Here is a 23,429-nt window from a genome sequence, read left to right as displayed (position 1 = left end):
TTAGATGAAGATATTGTTTTTTGATGATGCGTATACATTCGGCGGCGCGCAAGTCGCTGCTGTCAGTATGGCCAAGTATATGCAGGAAAGGATGGGACTCGAGGTTTCTTTCACGTGTTCACCCGGTAACAAGCGTTTGATCGAGCGCTTGCAGCAGGTCGGCGGCATCGATGTCAAGCATGATGGCTATTCGGCAAAGCCTTTATTTATCGTAAGCCATCTTTTGATGCTGTGGAAACTGCCTGGCATTATTTCGCGCATGCGCGAGGCCAAGGGCGATGTAGTGATCATCAATATGGCCGGCCTGGAATTTGGCTGGCTGTACATTTATGCCACCAAGATTCTCAAGATCAGAAGACTGTACTGGCTGCATAATCCGTTTCTCTATACTGACCTGCTGCAGCGCAGCGGATGGCGCCATACGATAGATCGTATCCGGGACCGGTTGGCGGACCTGTTTGCGAAAACGATCTTGCCTGACCTGGGCACGGTGTCGCAGTCGGGTCGCGAAAGCCTCCTGCGCCGATGGGGGCTCAGTTCCGGCGTCAAGGTCATGGGCAATACCATTACCGTTCCACCGCCGCGCATTCGGGGAGAAGTCAATCTGGCGCGCGCGGTGTTGAATGGCTACCCGGCCAAGACTATCGCGGTGGTGCCCGGACGAATTTCGTTCGGCCACAAGGGCCAGGACAAAGTTGTGGATTGCCTGCCTGAATTGGAACGCAATTCGGTCGCGGTCATTTTTATCGGCGATGGAGAAGATCTTGACGCGCTGAAAAAGTCATGCGCCGGCCAGCCCAACGTATTCTTTGTCGGCTGGCAAAATACGGTTTCCGACTACATGCAGGATGCGGACCTGGTGTTGATGCCGTCCAGATTCGAGACGCAGCCGTTGATCACGATGGAAGCGATGTATCTGAACGTGCCGATGCTGACCTCGGGCATTCCTTCGTTTGAAGAATTGATCGGACAGCAGTTCACCGCAAATTTCGATAACCCCGCCGAGCTGTGCGCAAAAATTGAATGGCTATGCAAACAGGACCGGAAGTGGCTGGAAAGTGTCTATGCGGCCCGCCTGGAGATTTGTTGCGGCAGTCAATACCAAAACGGCATCATGCGTACCCTGGAAGGGAGCAATTAGTGATTGCCTTCCTTTACAAACTGGTAAAAAAACGGGATCTGGTTTTCGCGGAAGGTGTCGGCACGCGTGAAATATTTCTGTTCATGTTGACGCGAGGCGCGCTGCCGTTCCTGCGTGGCCTGTTGGCCTATCCTTTCCTGGCCAAAATGCAGGGCTCGCTGTTTCTCGGCCGTGGCGTGGAACTGCTGTACAAACACAAGCTCACGATAGGCTCCGGCTGCTATATCGGTGACTATTCGTATATCAATTGCCTGTCCAAGGGAGGCGTCAAGCTTGGCAATGGCGTGACCTTGCGCGAGTGGGCATGGCTGCAATTGAGCAGCGGCTTGAATAATGTCGGTGAATACATTGAAATTGGCGACAATACCTATATTGGACCACGCTCCATCCTCGGTGCTGGCGGCCCCCTGAAAATCGGTGCCAACTGCCAGATCGGTGCTGGCGTGAACTTTATTGCTGAGAACCATGTCTACATGGGGGAAGGCGCGATTGCCGAAAAAGGCGTGACCAAGCTCGGTATTGAAGTGGGTGAAGATTGCTGGATAGGAAACAATGTCATTATTTTTGATGGTGTTCGCATTGGGCGCAGCTGTGTCATCGGTGCAGGGTCGGTCGTAACCAAGGATGTACCTGACTTCCAGGTCGCCGTCGGATCGCCCGCACGCGTTATCAAAAGCAGGATCGATACAGCATGAAAAAATTTTCCAACGGCCTGCTGACGTATTGCGCCCTTGTTTTTATCATTTCGCTTTTTTCGTTCAAGATTAATATCTTGGAAATCGGTGGCAGTGGTATTCGCCTGGATGACTTGTTGCTTTTTTCCTCGTTGCCGCTGTTTTTGTTTATTTTTGATAAGGTAAAAATTCGTCCTGAATTCAAATACTTTTTCCTGTTCATCGGCTTTTCCCTGCTTTCCCTGATCCTTGGCGTCTTCTTCAACCGCATTTCGTTTTTAGAGGGGGCTTTTTATTGGTTCAGGAATATTCAATATATGTGCTTTTTCGTCTTCGGCATGGTACTGGCATCGCATGTTAATATTGACCGGGTCTTCAGATACTACGTAATTTATGTGGTGATATTTCTGTTGCTGCAATATTTTTCCCTGATACCTACCTTCAGTCTGTTCGTCGGATCAGGGCGCGCGGTCGCCAATACCAGCGGTCCTTATGAATTGGCAGTATTGATGGGATTGACGGCCTTTTTTTTCTGGTTCGAGTCGCCAAGAAAAATTTATATCGGCTTATCCATCCTCATCCTGTTCTTCACACAGTCGCGTATTTCTCTGGTAGCGCTGATTCTGATTTTGTTTTTCACCGCCTTCAAGATGCGGGGACGACTGGTCTTCCTAGGTCTTTGTGTGGCCGGCGTGTTTGTTGTGAGTGTATCGGATATTGGTGCGCTGGACCGTTTTACGCTGCTGTTCGACCAGAAAACGCTCGATTCCTTCGGCATCATTTTTAATGGTATCCCGCATTTCAACAATACCTGGGCTTATCGTGACTGGGCCTTTGTCGACTATGTCGATGTCTTGGCTGGCACGGAAGGAGACAAGAGCACGTATATCAGATTGATCAGGCAGTATTCTCTATTTCAGTCGATTAAGGAATGCGGCGCCAGTTGCGCGCTGTTCGGTCTAGGACCATCCTTTGCTTCGGCGGCAGTCGATGGCAATCTGACCCGTCTGCTGGTTGAATATGGTGCGGTCGGCACCGGCCTGTTTATTTTCGGTATCTGGAAAGTGGTGGCAGCCACCGGCAAAAAAGCAGTGAAGTATTATTTCTTTTTGCTACTGATTACCGCGATTGCCATCGATATTCTGGTTTCCTCAAAAGCCATGTTCTTGCTATGGTTCTTGTGTGGATACTATTGTCACAACAATCGATTTTTCGTCATAAAGACACAGCCCTTGCCGCCTATGCTGCTGGAAAAGTCGGAAACTGCTTGACCACGGCGCACTGATAGAACTGGCATGCCGCCGCCATGAGTCAGTTTTTAAATAATACTAATTGAAGTACTGCGAGGCTCGATTTTGAAGATATTGATTCATCTGCGTTCCGATGCCAACGCGAAGCATGGCGGCGATGTCGCGCTGGCACGGCAATACAAGAAAATCCTCGAGGATGGCGGCCACAGTGTGGATATTACGACTTCGTCGCTGGCGTTTGAAGGTCATTACGACCTGGCCCTTACCTTCAACCTGGATCGTCCTTTTGAACCCGCACAATTCATTGACAACTGTAATAAAAAAAATATTCCAGTCATGATTTATGCGTTGCATCACCCGACCGCGGGTGTGGCGCAATATCTGAAATTCGGCACCAAGGGACTGCGAAGGGTCTTCGCAATGCTGGCCGGTTGTCGTCCGGCACTATATGAATCCATCCTGGCGTTGGTTAAGGCTGCCAGCGGACAGATGAAAATTCAGCGTGCAGCCAATCTAAAGTTCCTATATGCCTCGATTGCCCAGCGTTTCATACTGAACAATGTCAATACTATCCTGGTGTCGACGCAAATGGAATTGAGCAAAACAGCCGAGGAATTCCAGGTTGCGCAAGACAGATTTGCAGTCGTGCCGCATATACTGGACATCGCGCCAGTTAGCAGCCCGCTGCCAACTGGTCCGGCGAGGCAGATCGATGTCGTCTGCGCCGGACGTTTTGAAAGCAGAAAAAACCAGTTGCTGGTAGCGCGCCTAGCAAGGAAGATGACGACCACGAAATTTGTATTTGTCGGTACTCCCAGCAGCACGGAGGCCAGGTACTTTGCCGAATTTCAGGCAGAAATCGCAGGCCTGGATAATGTCGCCTATCATCCTAGCCTGCCGCTGGACGAATTACGCGCCATGTTCCGCAATGCGCGCCTGTTTATTTCATTGAGCTGGTTTGAAGTCGTCTCCCTGACTGAGATGGAAGCGATGGCATGCGGCTGCCAACTGCTGGTGGGCAAGAACAGCTACGCCGAATATTTCACGGGTGATCGAGCCATTTTCGTCGAACCTGACGCGCTGGAATCGGTCGGCCAGGCAATGCAAGCATGGCTGGATCAGGATCGCAAGGCTGCGCCAGCTTTTGCCGGACTGACGGCCGACGACCGCATATTTGAAATGGCACCGGCACAGGTGGCGCGGGCATTTTCAAGCACTTTTGATAAATTGAAGGTACGGTCATGAAAGTACTGGTGACGGACGCGGGTGGCTTATTATGATGCAACCTGGTATCCCAACTGGAAGCGGAGGGCTGTGATGTGGTTGCCACGTCAAGACCGGCCAGCGTTCCCGGTAGATCGGGACGCGTGTTTATGCCATTAGACCAGGCTGGCATAGAGCCGGATCTGTTGCTCCTGCTGCTGGGGACTGATGTGGTGGGGCATCTGACCTCGGGCTCCACGCCCGGCGTTTCCAGCGACAATCCACTGGCTAATTTTTTAATCAATACTATCGGCACCGTGCGCCTGTTTGATGTCTGTGCCAAGGCGGGTGGGGCGCGGATTATGTTTGCTTCCAGCGGCGGCCAGGGATATGGCGAGCTTGACTGTGATCAGATCTCTGAATCCGACACCAATAATTCGAATTTAGCCTATGGCTTGGGCAAGTTAAGTTGCGAGAAGTATCTGGCTTTGTTCAGCAATTTATAGGGGATCAGCGGTATTTCGTTGCACGTCGCTAACCTGTATAACCCAGGCCTGCTGTTGAAGGATGCGTTTGGCGCCGTTTCTACGTTTTTGACACGCCTGCGCGATGAGAAAACCATCAACCTGTTTGGCGGTGACCGGTATGTACGTGACTTTGTGTAGATCGATGATGCCGTCAATTGGTTCGCGAAGACCATCATCTTCAATGAGCAAGGGACGTTAATATTTCATCAGCGGCCGGTGTGTCGATTCGCGATATCGTCTCCATGCCGGAGCAGGCCATCGGTATTAGCGCCAAGTTGAATTTCTTGCCGGCGCGGCACGCTGATCCATTAATGGTCGTGTTTGAGAATAGCAAGGCCCACCAGTGATTTGGCTGGAGTCCGCAAATCGGTTTTGCCTACGGCCTGGCATTGACATTCCAGTTTGAACAGCAAAAAGCGGCCCTGCTGGCACTTGCATCCTGACACAAATTTTCAGATATTTAATTCTAGACAGGTTTTTTACAATAATGAATGCATACCGAGTTGGCCTCATCGTTCCCACGTTAAATGCCGGAAGCCAGTGGAATGACTGGCTCGAGGCCGTCCAGCGGCAGTCAGTTCAACCTCACAGAAAACTGGTGATCGACTCCAGTTCCAGCGACAATACAAGGCAACTGGCCGTACAGTTTGGCTTTGAAGTGATGACCATCGACAAGATGGAATTCAATCATGGAGGCACGCGCGACCTTGGTATCAAGCATCTGATCGATTGCGATATTCTGGTGTTCCTGACACAGGATGCGTTGCTGGCCGATGAAAAGTCGATTGAAAACATGCTTTCGTCGTTCGACGATCCGCAGGTCGCGATCGCTTATGGACGCCAGTTGCCGCATCCAGATGCGGGGCCGATTGGTGCCCACGCCCGGCTGTTCAATTATTCCACTGTCAGTGCCACGAAAACTGCTGCCGATATTCCTGTACTTGGCGCCAAGACATTTTTTTGTTCAAACTCTTTCTCTGCCTATCGCCGTGACGATTACAACGCGATCGGTGGCTTCAAGCGCGACCTGATCTTCGGCGAAGATGCGCATATCGCCGGCCGTCTCATTCTGGACGGGAGAAAGGTTTTTTATAATGCCAAGGCCACGGTGTATCACTCGCATGATTACTCGTTCCGCGAAGATGCACGCCGTTACTTTGATATCGGTGCTTGGCATGCCCGCGATCCCTGGATGATGGAGAAATTTGGAGGTGCCACTGGCGAAGGTATTCGTTTTATTAAATCCGAAACTGCTTATCTGTTGAAACACGCGTGGTATCTGTTGCCATCGGCTGGGATACGGACTTTCATCAAATTCGGTTTTTATCGCCTGGGACGGATGGAGGCATGCTTACCATTGAAATTAAAACGCCTGACCAGCATGAATCGCCGTTACTGGAAGTAGTACCCACAGCCATGACGACTGGCAACCTGTAACGCATGCGACCATGCAACCCGGGTTGCATGGTCGGCAAAACAACTCGCTTGTAGACAAATTAATTGCAGTAATGGCAAGTTGGTGTTGCGATTCCATACCGTGCTTTGCAGATTGCAGCAGATTGCTGGGTGCAAGGAGGTCTCCGGTATATAATAGGGACAGGTACGCAATCACGAAGCTGCTCTCCCCCTCTCCGGTTCAGTAGAAATTCTCTTCATGCAATATTTAAATATTGATTTATGATAATTTGGATTTCAACTATTTACGTGAATTTATTTTCCAATTATATAACTATTGTATGCGCAAAAGAAAAATAACTATTTTAGTTGCGGTCATTCTCCTATTTCCTGGTGCCGCGTCTGCATACGTGGATCCAGGAACCGGTGCTTATGTGTTGCAACTGTTGATTGCTGTATTTGGCGCTGCGGTTTTTTATATATCTAGGCCAGTCCAGTTATTCAGATTGATTCGCGATTTTTTTACAAAAAAAATAAAGAAAAAATAATGTCCCGTCTTGCTTTGGCGATCGGTCTGTCGCTGCTATATGCATCGGCTTATTTTCTTGCTTTTCTAAACCCATATGCGCTTTACTTTATCCCATCTTTTTTTGGATATATTGTTTATCCATCGCTGATCAGCATATTCTGCCTCGTGCCATTTTTTTTGCTGGCAACCAGTTCGATCGTGGGCAACCGAGTCAGGCGCGCGCTGGTTTTTTTGGGCGCCATCATTCTCACCGTCATCGCGATAAAAAGCACTTTTGATGCGGCTGGTTATCCTTGGGTGAATATTCTGACGCTGGTCATGCCGGCCTCCTCTGCAGTATCCGATAACTTCCGCATAGAAAGAATCATCCTGGTTGGCCTCGCCATTGCCGGTAGCTTTGTCTTCGTCTATCTGATTCGTAAAAGATTATCGAAATGGCTGCGCTGGTTGTCCACGCTGGGATATGCCTTTGTTGTTCTCGCCATTTATCGTTGTGTCGTTTCCGGTTTTATTTTTCATGCACCCGTGCCAGCTTCCGTGGCCGCCGCGCCCCAGACCGCAGCGCCACTGGAACGGCGGGTGGTGTGGGTGATTTTCGACGAGATGGATTACAGCTTGAGCCTGGCGCCGGACTCGGGCATGGCGGCGCGCATGCCGAATTTTTCGGCGCTGTTAGCGCACGCTACCAGCACCAGTCAGGCGTATGCGCCCGGTCGCGACACCTTGTATTCGATCCCTGCCTTGCTGACCGGGACCGCTTTGTCCGGCGTTACGATACGTCCGCAAAACAGGCTGGAGTTGATCAACCTGCAGCAAAAAGTAATCCGTTTTGGCTCAGATAGCGCCGTGTTTTCGCAATTGCCGGGAGGCCCGCGGTCTGCCACGGTACTGGGATTTTATCATCCTTATTGCAAGCTCTTTCCGACTTTGCAAGATTGTCACAGTACATACCTGGGCAATGCCGGGCGATGGTTCGACAGTCTGGCATTCTTCAGTGACGCCGTTTTCTCTGCCATCAGGCATATTAAGTGGGCCACTCCGCTTGTGCCTGAATTCATGCTATTCCATTTTGACCCGATGTACCGGGTTTCGAAGAATGTTCTGCTGCAACTCGACGGAACGCTTGTTAATGTCCACAGTTCCTTGGATTTCATTCATGTGAACGTCCCGCATTTGCCCAACGTGTATGTGCAGCGCCTGTTGAAACAGCCAGTCAGCAATGATGTCGAGGGCTACCGGCAGAATCTGGCCGGAGCCGACATGGTACTTGGACGTATCCTCGAACAACTGCGCTTACAGGCTGCGAAACAGAACATTCTTTTGATTGTGTCTTCCGATCATTGGTTGAGGACACATTCCAAGCAAGCTGCACCAGTCCCTTTTATTGCCTGGAAGGTTGGCGCCAGCGCTCCTTCGGTTCTGCCGGCGCCGTTCAGTACAGTGCACAGCAAGCAACTGGCGCTAGATTTTCTTGCTGGGCGGGTGGATACGCAAGCGGAGGTGACGCAAGCGTTACGTCAGACAACTTATTACGCAACTTGGAGCGCCCCCGATGGCTACCCGTATTGAAACGTTGGAAAAGATTTCATGGCGCGATCCGTCAGGCTTTGTCGCAAAAAAAGATGGCCGTATTTTTCGTGCGGTGAGTACCGCCAGCATTCCCGACGTCCAGCGGTTACTGGAAGCACGCTGGTATCGGCAAGGAGTAGCCGATGGCTGGTTTCCGGAGTCGGAGTGGGTCGCTGGCCGGGTGCCGTTCGTTGTCGATACGAGCCAATTTGGTTGGCTGGAACATCGCGCCTTGGCATTCCCATGCTATGCCCATGAAATTACTGCGCTGCAACTGTACGACGCAGCCAAACTGACGCTGGCCATCGCCAGAACTGCGCTGGAACACGGCTGGACGATCAAGGATGCATCCGCATGGAACATTCTGTTCGAGCATGGAAAGCCGCGGTTTTGCGATATTCTGTCATTTGAACGGGCTGACAACTCCGGCATATGGATCGCCTATGCTCAGTTCTGTCGGCACTTCCTAATTCCGTTGCTGCTGTATCGCGATGCCGGCATGCTGCCTTCCTCGCTGTTTGTACTGCACCGTGATGGCGTGCAACCCGAGCAGGCCAGGCGGATTCTCGGTGGCTGGCGTGCGTATGTTCAGCCTACGCTGGAAGCGGTAACCTTACCGGCATTGTTTGGCCGCATGGAGCAGTCGCGCACCAGCGGCGGCGCGCAGGGACCCAAGGCCAAATCAGCCGAACTTGCAAAGTTCCTGTTGGGGCGAACGCTGAAACGGCTTGAAAAGCTTATTGATGCGCTCAAGCCAGCAGCGTCTGCAAAGCCAAGCAAGTGGGAGAATTACGAAGCGGACCGCGATCATTACAGCGCACCCGACGTGGTGGTCAAGACCAATTTCGTACGGGAAGCCGTGCAGCAGCCCGGCATCAACACAGTGCTCGATCTAGGCTGCAATGCTGGCGAATTCAGCAAAGTCGCGGCGCATGCGGGGAAGACTGTGCTGGCCGCCGACTATGATCATGGCGCTCTGTCGCGTCTGTATCAGGAGCTGCGTTGCGCGACACTGGCGATCTCCCCCATATTGCTCGATATTGGCCGGCCGACCCCGGCAGTGGGCTGGATGAACCGGGAAGTGGAAAGCTTCATGGTACGCGCCAGCGGCAAGTTCGATTGCATCATGGCCTTGGGACTGGTGCATCATCTGCTGGTTTCCGAACGTGCTAGTCTGCGCATGATTCTTGAGTTTTTTCTGTCGCTTGATGCGCGTTTTTTGGTGCTGGAATGGATTGACCCGCAGGACCGACGCTTTACGGAAATTGCTGGTGTCAATGAACAACTGTATTCAGACGTATCGATCGAGAGTTTTGAACATATATTTTGCGAAAAATACGTGATAGAGAAAAAGGAGCAAATCCTTGCCGGTAACCGTATTCTATATTTACTAAAAAGGAAAAACTGATCACTAAGTAATCCTCGGGAAATTAGTGTGAATTTATGACGAACAGGACCGGATGCTGTTAAGTGGCCAAGGCAAGCTTCTGTTTTGGCGTGCTACCGCCAAGCGCCATGTTGGGCCGGTCGTGATTGTAAGTCCACAGCCAGCGGGTTGCAAAATCCTGAATCTCATCAAGCGTTTCAAACATATGAGGGGCCAGCCAGTCGTAGCGCACCGTGCGGTTATAGCGCTCGACATAAGCAAGCTGCTGCGACTGGCCAGGCTGAATGAAGTCGATGCGTATGCCGCGCTTGGCGGCCCAGGCCCGCGTCACGGCGCTGATGTACTCCGGGCCGTTATCGCAGCGAATGACGTGGAGTTTGCCACGCCATTCGATGATCCTGTCGTGGGAGCCCTCGATGCCGAGCCCATCACGGTTGTAATCGTCGATCACATTGAACAAGCGGATGCTTCTGCCGTCGGCCAGCTGGTCATGCATGAAGTCCATCGACCAGGTGTCGTTAATCTGTGCAGCTACGGCCAGCGGCAGCGGCTTTTCCCGCACCAGCCGATGGCGTGGCTTGATTCGCAGATTCAGTTCCAACTCGCGATAGATCCGATATACGCGCTTGTGGTTCCATTTAAAACCCTTCACGTTGCGCAAATACAGGAAGCACAGGCCAATGCCCCAGTTGCGCTGGTTGTTGGTCAGGCGTACCAGCCAGTCAGCCACGACTGCGTTTTGCGCGTCGAGCTTGGTGCGATAGCGATAGCAGGTCTGGCTGATGCCGAACGCCTGGCAGTCCAGTCCTATGGTGACTGAACGCTGAGCCACGGCCCATTGCGCCATCTCCCGCCGCTGAGATGGCGTTACCACTTTTTTGTCAGGGCTTCCGCGACGATCTCGGCTTTCAAGCGCTCCTCGGCATACGTCTTCTTCAGGCGCCGGTTTTCGTCCTTCAGTCCCTATCAGCGATCACCAGCCACCCACCAAGTTCGGTGACAACACCCCCCGGATCATGGACGACTGGGGGCAGCAATCATGCCGAACTTGGCTGGCCAAAACCTTGAGGATCAAGGTCTGTATATAGTAACGGGGGGGGGGGGCAGTGTTGCAGTGCTCAGGCGAAAACGTCGGCATTGGCCAGCAACGTGCCGACTTTGTCCTTGCCAGACAGTAACGGTTCGCCGTCCAGCGGCCAGTCTATACCGATCGCCGGGTCATTCCACAGGATGCTGCGCTCGAATTCCGGTGCCCAATAGTCGGTGGTCTTGTACAGGAACTCTGCATTGTCGCTGGTCACCACGAAGCCGTGAGCGAAACCTTCAGGTATCCATAACTGGCGTTTGTTGGCGGCCGACAGAACGACGCTGGCCCACTTTCCGAAAGTTGGCGAGCTTTTACGCAGGTCAACGACGACGTCAAATACTTCGCCAGCGGTGACGCGCACCAGTTTGCCTTGTGGCTGCTGGATCTGATAATGCAGGCCGCGCAACACACCCTTGACGGACTTGGAGTGGTTGTCCTGCACGAAGTCGCGCGTGACGCCAGTCAGTTCGGTAAAGCGTTTCTGATTGAAACTCTCATAGAAAAAGCCACGATCATCGCCAAAGACAGTAGGCTCGATGATCAGGACGTCCGGAATTGCTGTGGTTTGAATTTGCATGGTATGGATGAGCCGTTAAGGCCTTAATATATTTTTTCTTCGAGCAGGCGCAGCAGGTATTGGCCATACGCGTTTTTCTTCAACGGCTGGGCTAGTTGCTCCAGCTTAGCGGCATCGATGTAACCCTTGCGATAAGCAATTTCCTCCGGGCAGGCGACTTTCAAACCCTGGCGATTTTCGATGGTAGCGATGAACTGCCCCGCTTCCAGCAAGGACTCATGCGTGCCAGTATCGAGCCAGGCCATGCCGCGCCCCATCAGTTCGACGTTCAGTTGACCGCGCTCCAGATAAATGCGGTTGACGTCGGTGATTTCCAGTTCGCCGCGCGGTGATGGTGCGATGCCGGCGGCGATGTCGCATATCTGGCTATCGTAGAAATACAGACCGGTGACGGCGTAGTTCGATTTTGGCTTGAGCGGCTTCTCCTCGATGCTGATGGCGCGCCGTTGCGCATCGAAATCGACGACGCCATAGCGTTCCGGATCGGTGACATGGTAGGCGAATACGGTGGAGCCGCTGGTGCGTGCGGATGCTTCCCGCAGTTGCGATTCGAAGTCGTGGCCGTAATAGATGTTGTCACCCAGGATGAGGGCCGATGGCGCGTCGCCGACGAATTCGCGGCCGATGATGAAGGCCTGCGCCAGGCCGTCAGGCGTGGGCTGCACGGCGTAGCTGAGCTTGATGCCCCATTGGCTGCCATCACCGAGCAACTCCTGGAACCGCGGCGTATCTTGCGGCGTGGAGATGATCAGGATGTCGCGTATGCCGGCCAGCATCAGGGTGGTCAGCGGATAGTAAATCATCGGCTTGTCATACACAGGCAGCAGCTGCTTTGATACGGCCATGGTGACGGGATACAGGCGCGTACCTGAACCACCGGCCAGGATGATGCCTTTGCGTTCGATCTGCTCGGCCATTACACACCTTCCTTGCTGTCGCGGGACGCGTAATTTTTTTCCAGCCAGTTCTGGTAATCGCCGGACTGCACGTTACGCACCCATTCCTGGTTGTCGAGATACCACTGGACGGTCTTGGCGATACCCGACTCGAACGTCTCGGCCGGCTTCCAGCCCAATTCACGCTCGATTTTGCGGGCATCGATGGCATAGCGGCGGTCATGGCCAGGGCGATCCTGTACATAGGTGATCTGGTCGCGGTAGCTGCCTGCCGCTTTCGGCGTCAGTTTGTCCAGAATGTCGCACAGCGTATGGACTACTTCGAGATTGGCTTTTTCGTTCCAGCCTCCAACGTTATACACTTCGCCAACGCGGCCAGCTTCCAGTACGCGCCGAATTGCCGTGCAGTGGTCGCCCACATACAGCCAGTCGCGGATCTGCTGTCCGTCGCCATAGATCGGTAGCGCTTTGCCATCGCGCGCATTGCTGATGATCAGCGGAATAAGCTTTTCAGGGAAATGGAAACCGCCGTAATTGTTGGAGCAATTCGTGGTCAGGGTTGGGAAGCCATACGTGTGGTGATACGAACGGACGAGATGGTCGGACGCTGCTTTCGAGGCCGAGTAGGGGCTGTTTGGCGCATATGGCGTGGTTTCGGAGAATGGCGCATCGTCTGCGCCCAGGCTGCCATACACTTCGTCGGTCGACACGTGCAGGAAGCGGAAACTCTCTCGCTCGGCGCCCGACAGGGTATTCCAATAAGCGCGGGCGGCCTCCAGCAGGCTGAAGGTGCCGTTGACATTAGTCGTCACAAATGCGCCAGGATTGTGAATCGAGCGATCGACATGGCTTTCCGCTGCAAAATGGACAACCGCGCGAGGCTTGTATTGCTCAAATAATTGCGACAGCAGTGCCGTATCGTTGATATCACCCTGGACGAAAATATGGCGCGGATCGTCGCTGATGGACGCCAAATTGTTCAGATTTCCGGCATACGTCAGTTTGTCAAAATTGACGACTGTTTCAATGCTCTGTGCCAACCAATCCAATACGAAATTTGAGCCGATAAAGCCAGCACCGCCTGTAACGAAAATCATTTTCTGCTTCCTTATTAACAAAATTATTCCAATGGCCGGAGTCCGACGATCTAGTTTTTTTCCATCAGCAACTTCTTGACCAGCGGTGACAGCGCGTCTCTGACCGCGCCCATGCTCTGGTTGCTATTGATGATCGCGTAGCGGTCGGGATGCTGTGCCGCGCGCATGATATAGCCATCGCGTACGCGGGTAAAGAAGTCCACAGATTGACGCTCAAATTTGTCCGCCACGCGGCTGTCAGCCAGGCGTTGTGCGGCAACCACAGGGTCGCAGTCGAAGATGATGGTCAGCGTCGGCTGCAAGTCCGCATGAACCCAGCTTTCCAGCTCGACTAGCTTTTCGAGGGGGAAGCCACGGCCATATCCTTGATACGCAAAAGTGGAATCGGTGAATCGGTCGCACAGCACCCAGTGGCCGTTTGTCAGTGCTGGCTGAATGACGGTCAGGACATTTTCCTGGCGTGCGGCAAAAGCCAGCAAGGCTTCCGTAGCTGATTGCATTTCATCGTTCAGAATAATGTCGCGAAGTTTTTCGCCGAGTGGCGTACCGCCCGGCTCGCGGCTCGACACGACAGAAATGCCATTCTGCGTAAGCTGCTCCAGCAGCCAGGAAATGTGGCTGGACTTACCTGCGCCGTCAATTCCTTCGAAAGAAATGAATTTTCCTGACTTGCCGTTCTCGGAAGAACTATTCAATTTAATAAACATTTTTCTTCAAAATAACTTGCGTAAAAGTGGTCAGTAGAATTTGAATGTCTTTTTTTAGGCTTCGTGTACGGATGTAGTTCAAATCCAGTTCGATGGTTTCCAACTTTGTCAGCGTGTCACGGCCAGAAATTTTTGACAAGCAGGTAATACCTGGTTTGACTGAAATGTACTCTTCCTTGAATTGCTCATATTTCTGCAGAATGTCAGGAATCTCGGGACGTGGACCGACCAGTGACATGTCACCCATGACCACATTGAAGAAATTCGGCAGCTCATCGATGCTGTATTTTCTGATGATATGTCCAGTTTTGGTGACGCGTGGATCATGTTCATAGTGAAAATGAAAATCAAGCGTGGTATTGGCGGAATAGTCATACAACTCTGGAAAGCGTGCGCGTGCGTCGATGAACATGCCGCGCAATTTGAATATCTTGAATGGCTTGCCGCGCAGGCCGATGCGTGTCTGGAAAAAGAAAGGGGAACCTTTTGATTCAAATCTGACAATGATTGCCGTGATCAAGATGATGGGCAGAGAAATAATGAAAAGTATTGTACCGCCAACGATGTCTAAAAGACGCTTGAAAAATTTATACATGGTTCCTATTGTTTTATATTGTTGTGATCTTATTCTTTATGAATCTTGCCGTCGATAATTAAATTGACATTGTCGAGTATTCATTCAGCCAATTGATAGTGTTGTTCAATCCTGTTTTCAACGACACTGAGGGTTTCCAGTTTAGTGTTATTTCAGCATTCGTGCAGTCCAGAATAATCCTGGGAACATCGACCCCGCGCTCGGGCAACCATACCAGTTCCGGTTTGCGATTGGTCTGTACCGCGAGGATGTCGACCAAATCCTTGAGGGAAATACCAATACCTGAACCAATGTTGCAGATACCGTTTTTGGTACTGTAGGCAGCCTGGAAACATGCGGTGGCGACGTCGGAAACATAAATGAAGTCTCTGACAATATTCCCGTCACCCCAGATTTCTATTTGCTGTTCATTCAATATCTTATGCAGGAAGACTGAAATGACACCCTGCTTGGAAATGGGATTTTGCCGCGGTCCATATGGATTGGAAATCCTTAACACAGTATAGTTTAATCCATGTAGTTTTTCATACATGTATAAATACTTCTCGGCTGCAAGTTTGGTAATCGCATAGGAGCAAATCGGAAATACCGAATCACTTTCATTATGAGTTTCGGTGTCCGAGTCGCCATAAATTGAGCCGCCACTGGATAAGTAAATAATTTTCCCCGTCCTGTGTCGGGTACAGATATCCAGCAGATTTACGGTCGGGATCAGATTTGATGCAATATCAAATTCCGGATCGTCATTCGACGTCTTTGGAGTCGTTGTTGATAAAGAGTAAATTATAACATCAAAGTTTCTTGCTACGATGCTTTCAAGAAGCACCTTATTTTTTATATCGCCTGCTACAAACGTGAAACCCGCAAGTTCCGGGCGAAATATTTCACGTTGCCTGTCAAAAACAGTAACTTCCCAATTTTCTTTAAGGAATTTATCAACAATATGTGATCCAATAAATCCTGATCCACCGATAATAAGTACTTTCATGTAAATTCCTAAATTTTATGCAAGAAAATATTTGATTTTTCATTTTTGGTGATGCCGAAAATGAGTTTATTTATCTGATCTATATGGCAAATAGAAATTAGTTAAATTTTAGAAAATATTTTCATGGATAGGTGATAGTGATAATCTCTGATTTTATATAATCTGAATGATGTATCTGGAAAATTGGTAAAATATTGTTATGTTTTTTTTGGTTTGTTAAAAACGAAAAAATAATAATATAACGTCTTTTGGACCTTGCTGGGCAACTCCGGAGCTTAAGTCCCGCTGTTAAATTGGTAGCAGCTTTGCGCTCCTTCATTCGTTAGGCCCGTCCGTAGCGGTCTTCAAAGCGAACGATATCGTCTTCCCCAAGGTAGCTACCCGATTGAATTTCAATCAATTCCAGCGGTAGTTTGCCTGGATTGGCCAGAGAATGGACGACGCCAAGGGGGTATAGGTGGACTGTTTCGGTCAGCAGATATTCCTTGTCGCCATTGGTGATCTGGGCCGTGCCTGATACCACGATCCAGTGCTCGGCGCGGTGGTGATGCATTTGCAATGACAGCTTGGCATCAGGCTTGACGGTGATCCGCTTGACTTGGAAGCGCTCGCCGTTGCCGATGGAATCGTACGATCCCCACGGTCGGAAGACTTCACGGTGCATGGTGGCCTCGGGGCGCTCCCTGGGAACCAACTGCGCGACCATGGTTTTCGTCTGTTGTGCCTGATCCGCATCCATGACCACTACGGCGTCGGCGGTTTCCACGATGACGGTATTGCGCATGCCGATGGCGGTGACCAGGCGGCTAGTGCTGTGCACCAGGCAATCGTTGCAATCCTGGATCAGCACATCGCCGTTGGCGCTATTGTTATCGGCATCCTTTTCCTCCACGTCGAGGACGGCTTTCCATGAGCCGACATCATTCCAGCCCGCATCGAGGACGATGGTCGAGGCATGGCTGGTGCGCTCCATGACGGCGTAGTCGACGGCGATATCAGGGCTGGCGGCGTAGGCATCCTTGTCCAGGCAAATGAAGTCGAGGTCGCTCTTCGCGGCGCTGATGGCAGCGCGGCACGCGACCAGGACGGCGGGTTGGAAGCGTTCCAACTCTTCCAGGTAGCGGCTGGCGCGGAACAGGAACATGCCGCTGTTCCAGAAGTAATCGCCGCTGTTAATATATTGCTCTGCAAGCGCCGAGGCCGGTTTTTCCACGAATTCAACTACGCGCTGGACCTGTCCCGCTGGCTCTCCTTCGACGCGGATATAGCCGTACCCTGTTTCTGGTCCCGTCGGCGTGATACCGAATGTCAGCAAATGACCCGCTTCAGCGGCAGTACGCCCCAGTGCGATTGCGCGATGGAACGCCGGGGTATCCAAAATGACGTGGTCCGATGGCAGCACCAGCAGGAGCGGATCTTCGCCATTCTCCATCGCATGCAAGGCGGCTGAGGCGATCGCCGGCGCCGTATTGCGGCGCATGGGTTCAAGCAGCATGCGACTATTTTCCAGGCCGATCTCACGCACTTGCTCTGCGACAATAAAACGCGACGATTCGTTACATACCAGTAGTGCTGGCGACACGGTATCGATGCCCGCCAGGCGCTGCAGCGTTTGCTGCAGCATGCTGCCCTGAGTCGACAAGCGCAGAAACTGCTTTGTGAATGCCTCGCGCGAAAGCGGCCATAAACGTGTGCCGGAACCGCCGCAAAGAATTACCGGTAGGAGGGGAATAGTCATTGATGCTGTAATGTAGATTTAATATTGGATAGAACTGAATAATTCGATATTCGTTATGCATTATAAAACCTGTCCGGCTTGCCGCGCTTGACTGCGGCTACGTACGTACCGGAAAAAATCCATATTGCCAACATGGACAATGCTTTAATAAATTGCAGGAATCTTTGTATTTTCTCCCGACTCTATAGAATCTGAGAAGCAGGTACTTTGGCGTGTCCTGTATTGTAGTTCGCAACCACGGTATTCCTACTCAGCGCGCAACGTTTTCAAGCAAAAAAGCAACAAACACGCATATGGCGGTCAAACTGAGGAGCAACACTGCTCCTGCTGCGCAGTCCTTGGCAATCTTGATGCTCGGATGGAGGGAAGGATGGAGGTGATCGATCAGGTGTTCCAGCGCAGTATTCAACAATTCCGCCGCCAGGACCATACCGCAATTGAGCAATAGCATGGCCCACCATATCAACGGAGGTCGGACCCAACAGAGTACGATGGTCACCATCAGGGCGGCCAGGCACTGCAGGCGAAAGCTCGATTCCATGCGGGACGCAGCGCTTATGCCTTGCAGGGCAAATCCCATGCGCTTGAAGAAAGGCTGGTTCTTCATGGCAACTGAGGCGATGGCGCGCGATATTTTACTGACATGAAGGCGGATCTCTCAATGAATAGATGAGGATCGCAGGCATGGCCATACGATATGACATCATTCGTCCACAGCAGAAAGACTGGTGCCAATCTTCTTGATGTTTGATAAAAAGTAAAAAAAGCCCGTTTTCAAATGAAAAGGGCTTTTATTGCAATAGTTTGCATATTAAAGCATATGAACTATTACGGTGCTGGGCCTTCACCTTTCGGCTCTACATCAAGCTGCAGGATGGGCCTACCTGTCGCTGCCTGGGCAGCCAGGTATTAATGGTGGGTTGGGGTCGTGTGCGCGGTGGTCGAATCCGAGCTTGCTGCACCGGCCACAACGGCAACTGCTGCGCCGATTGCGATCAGGGCGCTCGTGCTCAGGCCGGCAACAGTGCCGGCGGCGGCAGCGCCAGCTGCTGGCGCAGCTGCTACTGGTGCAGGAGCTGGTGCCGTTTGAGCCATGGCTTGCGCGGAAGCGAAGCACAGGATTGCCGAAGCGATCAGAATTTTCTTCATGGGATATCCTTTTAGGTTGAACAGCGAAAATGCTAAACTGTCACACGATTGTAGCAACATTTCTCCTGCTAGTCAGCGCTACACCGTTCGCGACGCAAATAATTTCACTTATTTTAGCCGTATACCGGGCCAATCACCGTGCCAAGGTAGCTGCGTTGTTGTTCTCTATCAACAAAAACGCTGACGTGCCGATGCGGCCGAATTATTTTTCTGTTAATTGTCGTGAGAATGCCTGATGCTTGCGAAAGCGCCGCACAAGTTTGCCAAGTGCTTGCCATCCCGCGTAAAATGCAGGCTTCGCGGGTGTAGCTCAATGGTAGAGCAGAAGCTTCCCAAGCTTACGACGAGGGTTCGATTCCCTTCACCCGCTCCATTTTTCGCTGGCGCCTGGCTTGATGCGGCGCAGCCACTTATTTCTCCATTCCCATGTCTTCTGATACCCCAGCAAACGGCCCGGCGCGGCCGATGATGTACGATCCGACCGAACACCGCATCCGCAGTTTCGTGACCCGCGCGGGACGGCTTTCCGTGGCGCAGGCGCGCGCGCTCGAGACTCTGGGGCCGCAGTTCCTGGTGCCTTTCGCTAAGGAACCGATGGATTTCGAGCAGGTATTTGGCCGCAAGGCGCCCGTCATCCTGGAAATCGGTTTTGGCATGGGCGCGACGACTGCGCATATCGCCAAAGCCATGCCGGAGAAGGATTTCATCGGCGTCGAAGTGCATACACCCGGTGTCGGCAGCCTGTTGAAGCTGATCGGCGAGGAGTCGCTGACGAATCTGCGCCTGCTGCAGCACGATGCGGTGGAAGTGCTCACGCACATGATTCCCGCCAATTCGCTGGCCGGTATCCACGTTTTCTTCCCCGATCCATGGCACAAGGCACGCCATAACAAGCGCCGCCTGATTCAGTCGCCGTTCGTCAAGCAATTGACCGATCGCCTGGCGCCGGGCGGCTATCTGCATTGCGCCACGGATTGGGAAGATTACGCGGTGCAAATGCTGGACGTGCTGGGCGCGGAGCCGCAACTGCGCAATAGCGCCGACGCTTATGCGCCGCAACCGGCGTATCGTCCGCTGACCAAGTTTGAAAACCGTGGCTTGAAGCTGGGCCATGGCGTGTGGGATCTGGTGTTCATCAAGAAGTAACCTGGCGGTTTGCCCGTCTGTGCCGTTTGCGCGAGAACAAGCCTGCCGCGGCGACGCCGCAGGCTTTTTTGATGCGCGCGCTATCGTGCGCTGGCTAGGCAGGGCGGGGGAATTACGGTAGTCTTATCTTTTTTACATTGATTGATATTATGTCCAAGAAAATACTCGTGACGGGCGCATCCGGTTTCATCGGTTCGCATACCTGTGTCGAATTGCTGGCTGCCGGCTTTGAGGTCGTCGCGGTGGATAATCTGTGCAATAGCGCGCGCGAAGCGATGGCGCGCGTGGAGCGTATCTCCGGCAAAAGCGTGCCTTTCTATGAAGCGGACGTGCGCGACCGCGCGGCCATGACGGCCGTCTTGCGCGAGCACGCCATCGATGCCGTGATCCATTTTGCGGGCTTGAAGGCGGTGGGCGAATCCGTGGCGCAGCCGCTGATGTATATGGACAACAATGTGTCTGGTACCGTGGCGCTGCTGGAAGTGCTGGCGGCGGCGAATGTGAAGCGTTTTGTCTTCAGCTCGTCGGCCACCGTGTATGGCGACCCGGAAGCCTTGCCGATCCTGGAATCGTCGCGCCTGTCCGTCACCAACCCCTACGGCCGCTCGAAGCTGATGGTCGAGCAGATCCTGGCCGACCTCGTGCATGCCGATGCCCAATGGCAAGTCGGCGTGCTGCGCTACTTCAATCCGGTCGGCGCGCATGCCAGCGGCTTGATCGGTGAAGATCCGGCCGGCATCCCGAACAACCTGATGCCCTTCATCGCCCAGGTGGCCGTGGGCCGCCGCGAACGCCTGGCCGTGTTCGGCAACGACTACGCCACGCCGGACGGCACGGGCGTGCGCGACTATATTCACGTGGTCGACCTGGCGCTGGGCCACGTGGCCGCGTTGAACCGCCTGTTTGCTACCGAGGGCGGCTTTACCGTCAACCTGGGCACGGGCCACGGCTTCAGCGTACTCGATACCGTGCGCGCCTTCGAGGCCGCCAGCGGCCGCCAAGTCCCGTACGACATCGTGCCGCGCCGCCCCGGCGACATCGCCAGCTGCTACGCCTCGGCCGACAAGGCGAAGGAACTGCTGGGCTGGCAGGCGCAGAAAAACATCGACGACATGTGCCGCGACCACTGGCGCTGGCAGCACCAGAATCCGCAAGGCTACGCTGCCTGATAGAGGATTGATGTCTCTAGTTTTGGCACAGCAGTAATGCATCCTGCCAGTTAGGCAAGCCGCAGAAAGTCTCCATCAGTTTCTGCGACGACAATACCGAATTGGCTGGTCGCTGTGCCGGAACCGGGTACTCGGATGCCAGTATCGGTGTCAGCCGCGGCTTTTTCGTGACCGATGCATGGGCCATGATCGCTTCGGCAAAACCGAACCACGTGGTTTTTCCTTGGGCCGTCAAATGGTAGAGCCCGGAATGCTTGTTCCACCACGCTTGCTGGTCGGCTGCGGCCAGGCTTTGCGCTACGATGTGCGCGGTAGTGTCGGCGATGGTACGGCTCCATGTGGGAGCGCCGAATTGATCCGACACGATGTTCAGCGCGTCGCGCTCCTGGGCCAGGCGGCGCATGGTGAGCAGGAAGTTTTTGCCATGCGTGCTGTAAACCCAGCTGGTGCGCAGTATAAGATGGGCTACGCCACTGGCTTGAATGGCCTGTTCGCCTGCCAGCTTGCTGCTGCCGTAAACATTCAGCGGGCAGGTCGGATCCGTTTCCAGATAGGGGATGTCTTTGTTGCCGTCGAACACGTAGTCGGTGCTGTAATGTATCAATGTGGCGCCAAGCTTCTTGGCCTCTTCAGCCATGACACCAGGTGCCTCACCATTGATGCGCAGTGCAAGTTCCGGCTCACGTTCCGCCTGATCGACTGCGGTGTAGGCCGCAGGATTGACGATCAGCGTAGGCTTCACAGTGCGAATGACGTCCCGTACCTGTTGCAGATTGCTCAAGTCCATTTGACTGCGATCGAGCGCGATGATTTCTCCCAAGCCTTGCAGGCTGCGCTCGAGTTCATAGCCTACCTGGCCAGTTCTTCCGGAGATTAAAATTCGGCTCATGAGTATTCCTGTCTATATTGGTGCCAATAGTATGCCTGAAGGCTGCTGGATTGAGTGAATAGCCGGCTAGTTTTTCGGTGCCTTGTCTGGGGAGAGTTGCCATGCGCCGCCCATAAAAAATCCCGCTCACACGTCAGTGTGGCGGGATTTTTTTTAGAGCGCCAGCAACCCGATGGCGCCTGAAAAATGTCTGGGACTAGGCGCAAAGCCGAAGACAGTACGCAAGTACGGCGAGGCGAAGCAACAACGCCCCAGGCATTTTCTCAGGCAGCCATTAAGGGTACAGGCCGCGCACTTCGCGAGCCTGCAGGACGCGGGTGCATGCCAGGATGAAGGTGGCCGTACGCATCGACACCTTCTTCTCTTGCGACACTTGCCATACCGCGTCGAACGCTTCGCGCATGATGCGGGTCAGGCGGCTGTTGATTTCTTCTTCCGTCCAGAAGAAGCTCGAGAAGTTCTGCGCCCACTCGAAGTAGCTGACGGTCACGCCGCCGGCGTTGGCCAGCACGTCCGGCACGATCAATACGCCACGGTCGGTCAGGATGTCGTCCGCTGCCGGCAGGGTCGGGCCATTGGCGCCTTCCAGGATGATCTTGGCGCGGATGACCTGTGCGCGTTCCGCCGTGATCTGCTGTTCCAGCGCGGCCGGGATCAGGATGTCGCAATCGATGCCCCAGAAATCTTCGCGCGGCACGAATGCCTCGGCGCCCGGGAAGCCTTCGACGCTGCCCACTTCGGCCACGTGCGCCAGCAATTGCGGAATGTTCAAGCCGCCGGCATGCACCACGGTGGTCTTGTGGTCTTGTACCGCGACCACTTTCGAGCCGGCTTCAGCGAACATGCGTGCGGCGACGCCGCCCACGTTGCCGAAACCTTGCACGATGACTTTCGCGCCTTCGAGCGACATGCCGACCTTGGCGGCCGCATCGCAACCGACGACGAACACGCCGCGGCCCGTCGCATCGCGGCGACCCAGGCTGCCGCCCAGCGAGATGGGTTTGCCCGTCACCACGCCGGTCGACATATTGCCGCCGATCATGGCGTAGCTGTCCATCATCCACGCCATGACTTGCTCATTCGTGTTGACGTCCGGCGCCGGGATATCCTTGTTCGGTCCGATGATCATGCTGATCTCGCTCGTGTAGCGGCGGGTCAGGCGTTGCAGTTCGTTGCGCGACAAGGTCTTCGGATCGACACGGATACCGCCCTTGGCGCCGCCGTATGGCACGTTGACGGCCGCATTCTTGACCGTCATCCAGGCCGACAGGGCCATCACTTCCGACAGGGTCACGTCCTGGTGGAAGCGCACGCCGCCCTTGCCTGGACCGCGCGACAGGTTGTGCTGCACGCGGTAGCCTTCGTAGTGGGCAATGGTGCCGTCATCGCGCTCGATGGGCACGTCGACCGTCAGGATGCGCTTTGGACGCTTCAGCGTTTCCACCCAGCGCGACAGGTTGCCCAGGTACGGCGTAACGCGGTCGATCTGCTCGAGGTAGACGCCCCATGGGCCCAGATCTTCGGAATTGAGGTAAGAAGGAAGTGCGTGCTTGCTGGTCATGCTTGATAAGCTCCTGGACAATACGAATACGTTAGAGGCACAGCCGAGATGCGGCTGCGCGCAGCGGAACCGCATCGTAGGCGATAGCCTCATGCCCCGGCCAATGCTTTGTGCGCATCCGGTTATGCATTTATTGCATAGTTGTATTGCCAGGA

General features: G+C 53.4%; 22 protein-coding genes, 1 tRNA gene and 1 pseudogene. 11 read left to right on the top strand and 13 right to left on the bottom strand.

Annotation, left to right across the window (positions count from 1 at the left end; translation table 11 throughout):
* Positions 1-4: 4 nt before the first annotated feature.
* From J0O65_RS01405 to J0O65_RS01385, 5 genes are all read left to right on the top strand, one after another.
* A complete protein-coding gene (locus tag J0O65_RS01405) occupies positions 5-1,141 on the top strand; it encodes a glycosyltransferase (protein ID WP_215403394.1) in 1,137 nt (378 codons plus the stop codon).
* Positions 1,141-1,836, top strand: a complete 696-nt coding sequence (locus J0O65_RS01400; protein ID WP_215403392.1) for an acyltransferase — start codon at positions 1,141-1,143, stop codon at positions 1,834-1,836. The genes J0O65_RS01405 and J0O65_RS01400 overlap by 1 nt, the downstream gene beginning before the upstream one ends.
* Positions 1,833-3,086 carry a hypothetical protein gene (locus J0O65_RS01395; protein WP_215403390.1) on the top strand — a complete coding sequence of 418 codons (1,254 nt, stop codon included), beginning with the start codon at positions 1,833-1,835 and terminating at the stop codon, positions 3,084-3,086. Before J0O65_RS01400 ends, J0O65_RS01395 begins: the two co-directional genes overlap by 4 nt.
* An 84-nt stretch (positions 3,087-3,170) precedes the next feature.
* Positions 3,171-4,310: a glycosyltransferase family 4 protein gene (locus J0O65_RS01390; protein WP_215403388.1), complete on the top strand. Its 1,140-nt coding sequence runs from the start codon at positions 3,171-3,173 to the stop codon at positions 4,308-4,310.
* 41 nt (positions 4,311-4,351) lie between these two features.
* A complete protein-coding gene (locus tag J0O65_RS01385; protein ID WP_353056144.1) occupies positions 4,352-4,774 on the top strand; it encodes an NAD-dependent epimerase/dehydratase family protein in 423 nt (140 codons plus the stop codon).
* On the opposite strand, the gene J0O65_RS01380 is transcribed toward J0O65_RS01385, so the two are convergent.
* Positions 4,769-4,984, bottom strand: coding sequence for a hypothetical protein (locus J0O65_RS01380; RefSeq protein ID WP_215403384.1), 216 nt, complete (start codon positions 4,982-4,984; stop codon positions 4,769-4,771). The genes J0O65_RS01385 and J0O65_RS01380 overlap by 6 nt on opposite strands.
* A 298-nt stretch (positions 4,985-5,282) precedes the next feature.
* On the opposite strand from J0O65_RS01380, the gene J0O65_RS01375 reads away from it, so the two are divergent.
* The 3 genes from J0O65_RS01375 (at position 5,283) to J0O65_RS01365 (ending at position 9,696) form a co-directional block, all read left to right on the top strand.
* A complete protein-coding gene (locus J0O65_RS01375; RefSeq protein WP_215403382.1) occupies positions 5,283-6,200 on the top strand; it encodes a glycosyltransferase family 2 protein in 918 nt (305 codons plus the stop codon).
* 537 nt (positions 6,201-6,737) lie between these two features.
* Positions 6,738-8,288, top strand: a complete 1,551-nt coding sequence (locus tag J0O65_RS01370) for an alkaline phosphatase family protein (protein WP_215403380.1) — start codon at positions 6,738-6,740, stop codon at positions 8,286-8,288.
* The gene (locus tag J0O65_RS01365; protein ID WP_215403378.1) at positions 8,272-9,696 is read left to right on the top strand and encodes a class I SAM-dependent methyltransferase; all 1,425 of its coding nucleotides are present in this window, start codon (positions 8,272-8,274) and stop codon (positions 9,694-9,696) included. The genes J0O65_RS01370 and J0O65_RS01365 overlap by 17 nt, the downstream gene beginning before the upstream one ends.
* A gap of 58 nt (positions 9,697-9,754) precedes the next feature.
* Here J0O65_RS01365 and J0O65_RS01360 read toward each other — a convergent pair.
* The 10 genes and pseudogenes from J0O65_RS01360 to J0O65_RS01315 all read right to left on the bottom strand — a co-directional run.
* A pseudogene (locus tag J0O65_RS01360) lies at positions 9,755-10,635 on the bottom strand (IS3 family transposase); the annotation flags it as partial.
* A gap of 158 nt (positions 10,636-10,793) precedes the next feature.
* Positions 10,794-11,339, bottom strand: a complete 546-nt coding sequence (gene rfbC, locus J0O65_RS01355) for a dTDP-4-dehydrorhamnose 3,5-epimerase (protein ID WP_215403374.1) — start codon at positions 11,337-11,339, stop codon at positions 10,794-10,796.
* Between the two features lie 23 nt (positions 11,340-11,362).
* Complete coding sequence (gene rfbA, locus J0O65_RS01350; protein ID WP_215403371.1) at positions 11,363-12,256, bottom strand: glucose-1-phosphate thymidylyltransferase RfbA; 894 nt, start codon at positions 12,254-12,256, stop codon at positions 11,363-11,365.
* On the bottom strand, positions 12,256-13,332 hold the full coding sequence (gene rfbB / locus J0O65_RS01345; RefSeq protein WP_215403369.1) for a dTDP-glucose 4,6-dehydratase: 1,077 nt from the start codon (positions 13,330-13,332) through the stop codon (positions 12,256-12,258). The genes rfbA and rfbB overlap by 1 nt, the downstream gene beginning before the upstream one ends.
* Before the next feature lie 50 nt (positions 13,333-13,382).
* On the bottom strand, positions 13,383-14,039 hold the full coding sequence (gene tmk, locus J0O65_RS01340) for a dTMP kinase (protein ID WP_215403367.1): 657 nt from the start codon (positions 14,037-14,039) through the stop codon (positions 13,383-13,385).
* The gene (locus J0O65_RS01335) at positions 14,029-14,634 is read right to left on the bottom strand and encodes a sugar transferase (RefSeq protein WP_215403365.1); all 606 of its coding nucleotides are present in this window, start codon (positions 14,632-14,634) and stop codon (positions 14,029-14,031) included. The genes tmk and J0O65_RS01335 overlap by 11 nt, the downstream gene beginning before the upstream one ends.
* Positions 14,635-14,692: 58 nt before the next feature.
* Positions 14,693-15,622, bottom strand: a complete 930-nt coding sequence (locus tag J0O65_RS01330; RefSeq protein WP_215403363.1) for an NAD-dependent epimerase/dehydratase family protein — start codon at positions 15,620-15,622, stop codon at positions 14,693-14,695.
* Between the two features lie 322 nt (positions 15,623-15,944).
* Complete coding sequence (locus J0O65_RS01325) at positions 15,945-17,360, bottom strand: mannose-1-phosphate guanylyltransferase/mannose-6-phosphate isomerase (RefSeq protein ID WP_215403361.1); 1,416 nt, start codon at positions 17,358-17,360, stop codon at positions 15,945-15,947.
* 250 nt (positions 17,361-17,610) lie between these two features.
* Positions 17,611-17,967 carry a diacylglycerol kinase gene (locus J0O65_RS01320; protein ID WP_215403359.1) on the bottom strand — a complete coding sequence of 119 codons (357 nt, stop codon included), beginning with the start codon at positions 17,965-17,967 and terminating at the stop codon, positions 17,611-17,613.
* 302 nt (positions 17,968-18,269) lie between these two features.
* Positions 18,270-18,509, bottom strand: coding sequence for a hypothetical protein (locus J0O65_RS01315; protein WP_215403357.1), 240 nt, complete (start codon positions 18,507-18,509; stop codon positions 18,270-18,272).
* A gap of 299 nt (positions 18,510-18,808) precedes the next feature.
* Between J0O65_RS01315 and J0O65_RS01310 the strand changes: the two genes are divergently transcribed.
* The 3 genes from J0O65_RS01310 to galE all read left to right on the top strand — a co-directional run bounded on the left by J0O65_RS01310 (position 18,809) and on the right by galE (position 20,824).
* Positions 18,809-18,882 (top strand) — tRNA-Gly (locus tag J0O65_RS01310).
* A gap of 92 nt (positions 18,883-18,974) precedes the next feature.
* Complete coding sequence (gene trmB, locus J0O65_RS01305) at positions 18,975-19,655, top strand: tRNA (guanosine(46)-N7)-methyltransferase TrmB (protein ID WP_152250712.1); 681 nt, start codon at positions 18,975-18,977, stop codon at positions 19,653-19,655.
* Positions 19,656-19,804: 149 nt separating this feature from the next.
* Positions 19,805-20,824: a UDP-glucose 4-epimerase GalE gene (galE, locus tag J0O65_RS01300; protein WP_215403355.1), complete on the top strand. Its 1,020-nt coding sequence runs from the start codon at positions 19,805-19,807 to the stop codon at positions 20,822-20,824.
* Positions 20,825-20,840: 16 nt separating this feature from the next.
* On the opposite strand, the gene rfbD is transcribed toward galE, so the two are convergent.
* Positions 20,841-21,713, bottom strand: coding sequence for a dTDP-4-dehydrorhamnose reductase (rfbD, locus tag J0O65_RS01295; protein ID WP_215403353.1), 873 nt, complete (start codon positions 21,711-21,713; stop codon positions 20,841-20,843).
* 274 nt (positions 21,714-21,987) lie between these two features.
* Positions 21,988-23,274, bottom strand: coding sequence for a Glu/Leu/Phe/Val family dehydrogenase (locus J0O65_RS01290; RefSeq protein WP_215403351.1), 1,287 nt, complete (start codon positions 23,272-23,274; stop codon positions 21,988-21,990).
* Positions 23,275-23,429: the final 155 nt, after the last annotated feature.

It is taken from the genome of Janthinobacterium sp. JC611 (assembly GCF_018682595.1).
In the GTDB taxonomy this organism is placed as follows: Bacteria; Pseudomonadota; Gammaproteobacteria; order Burkholderiales; family Burkholderiaceae_D; genus Janthinobacterium.
This window is presented reverse-complemented; position numbering and strand designations above follow the sequence as displayed.

What these genes read in the sequence shown, in the direction of transcription:
- trmB (WP_152250712.1), top strand. Translation starts at nt 18,975, where the DNA reads ATGATGTACGATCCGACCGAACACCGCATCCGCAGTTTCGTGACCCGC.
- J0O65_RS01370 (WP_215403380.1), top strand. Translation starts at nt 6,738, where the DNA reads ATGTCCCGTCTTGCTTTGGCGATCGGTCTGTCGCTGCTATATGCATCG.
- tmk (WP_215403367.1), bottom strand. Translation starts at nt 14,039, where the DNA reads ATGTTTATTAAATTGAATAGTTCTTCCGAGAACGGCAAGTCAGGAAAA.
- J0O65_RS01330 (WP_215403363.1), bottom strand. Translation starts at nt 15,622, where the DNA reads ATGAAAGTACTTATTATCGGTGGATCAGGATTTATTGGATCACATATT.
- galE (WP_215403355.1), top strand. Translation starts at nt 19,805, where the DNA reads ATGTCCAAGAAAATACTCGTGACGGGCGCATCCGGTTTCATCGGTTCG.
- J0O65_RS01395 (WP_215403390.1), top strand. Translation starts at nt 1,833, where the DNA reads ATGAAAAAATTTTCCAACGGCCTGCTGACGTATTGCGCCCTTGTTTTT.
- J0O65_RS01315 (WP_215403357.1), bottom strand. Translation starts at nt 18,509, where the DNA reads ATGAAGAAAATTCTGATCGCTTCGGCAATCCTGTGCTTCGCTTCCGCG.
- rfbA (WP_215403371.1), bottom strand. Translation starts at nt 12,256, where the DNA reads ATGGCCGAGCAGATCGAACGCAAAGGCATCATCCTGGCCGGTGGTTCA.
- J0O65_RS01325 (WP_215403361.1), bottom strand. Translation starts at nt 17,360, where the DNA reads ATGACTATTCCCCTCCTACCGGTAATTCTTTGCGGCGGTTCCGGCACA.
- J0O65_RS01335 (WP_215403365.1), bottom strand. Translation starts at nt 14,634, where the DNA reads ATGTATAAATTTTTCAAGCGTCTTTTAGACATCGTTGGCGGTACAATA.
- rfbC (WP_215403374.1), bottom strand. Translation starts at nt 11,339, where the DNA reads ATGCAAATTCAAACCACAGCAATTCCGGACGTCCTGATCATCGAGCCT.
- J0O65_RS01290 (WP_215403351.1), bottom strand. Translation starts at nt 23,274, where the DNA reads ATGACCAGCAAGCACGCACTTCCTTCTTACCTCAATTCCGAAGATCTG.
- rfbD (WP_215403353.1), bottom strand. Translation starts at nt 21,713, where the DNA reads ATGAGCCGAATTTTAATCTCCGGAAGAACTGGCCAGGTAGGCTATGAA.
- rfbB (WP_215403369.1), bottom strand. Translation starts at nt 13,332, where the DNA reads ATGATTTTCGTTACAGGCGGTGCTGGCTTTATCGGCTCAAATTTCGTA.
- J0O65_RS01365 (WP_215403378.1), top strand. Translation starts at nt 8,272, where the DNA reads ATGGCTACCCGTATTGAAACGTTGGAAAAGATTTCATGGCGCGATCCG.
- J0O65_RS01375 (WP_215403382.1), top strand. Translation starts at nt 5,283, where the DNA reads ATGAATGCATACCGAGTTGGCCTCATCGTTCCCACGTTAAATGCCGGA.
- J0O65_RS01320 (WP_215403359.1), bottom strand. Translation starts at nt 17,967, where the DNA reads ATGAAGAACCAGCCTTTCTTCAAGCGCATGGGATTTGCCCTGCAAGGC.
- J0O65_RS01405 (WP_215403394.1), top strand. Translation starts at nt 5, where the DNA reads ATGAAGATATTGTTTTTTGATGATGCGTATACATTCGGCGGCGCGCAA.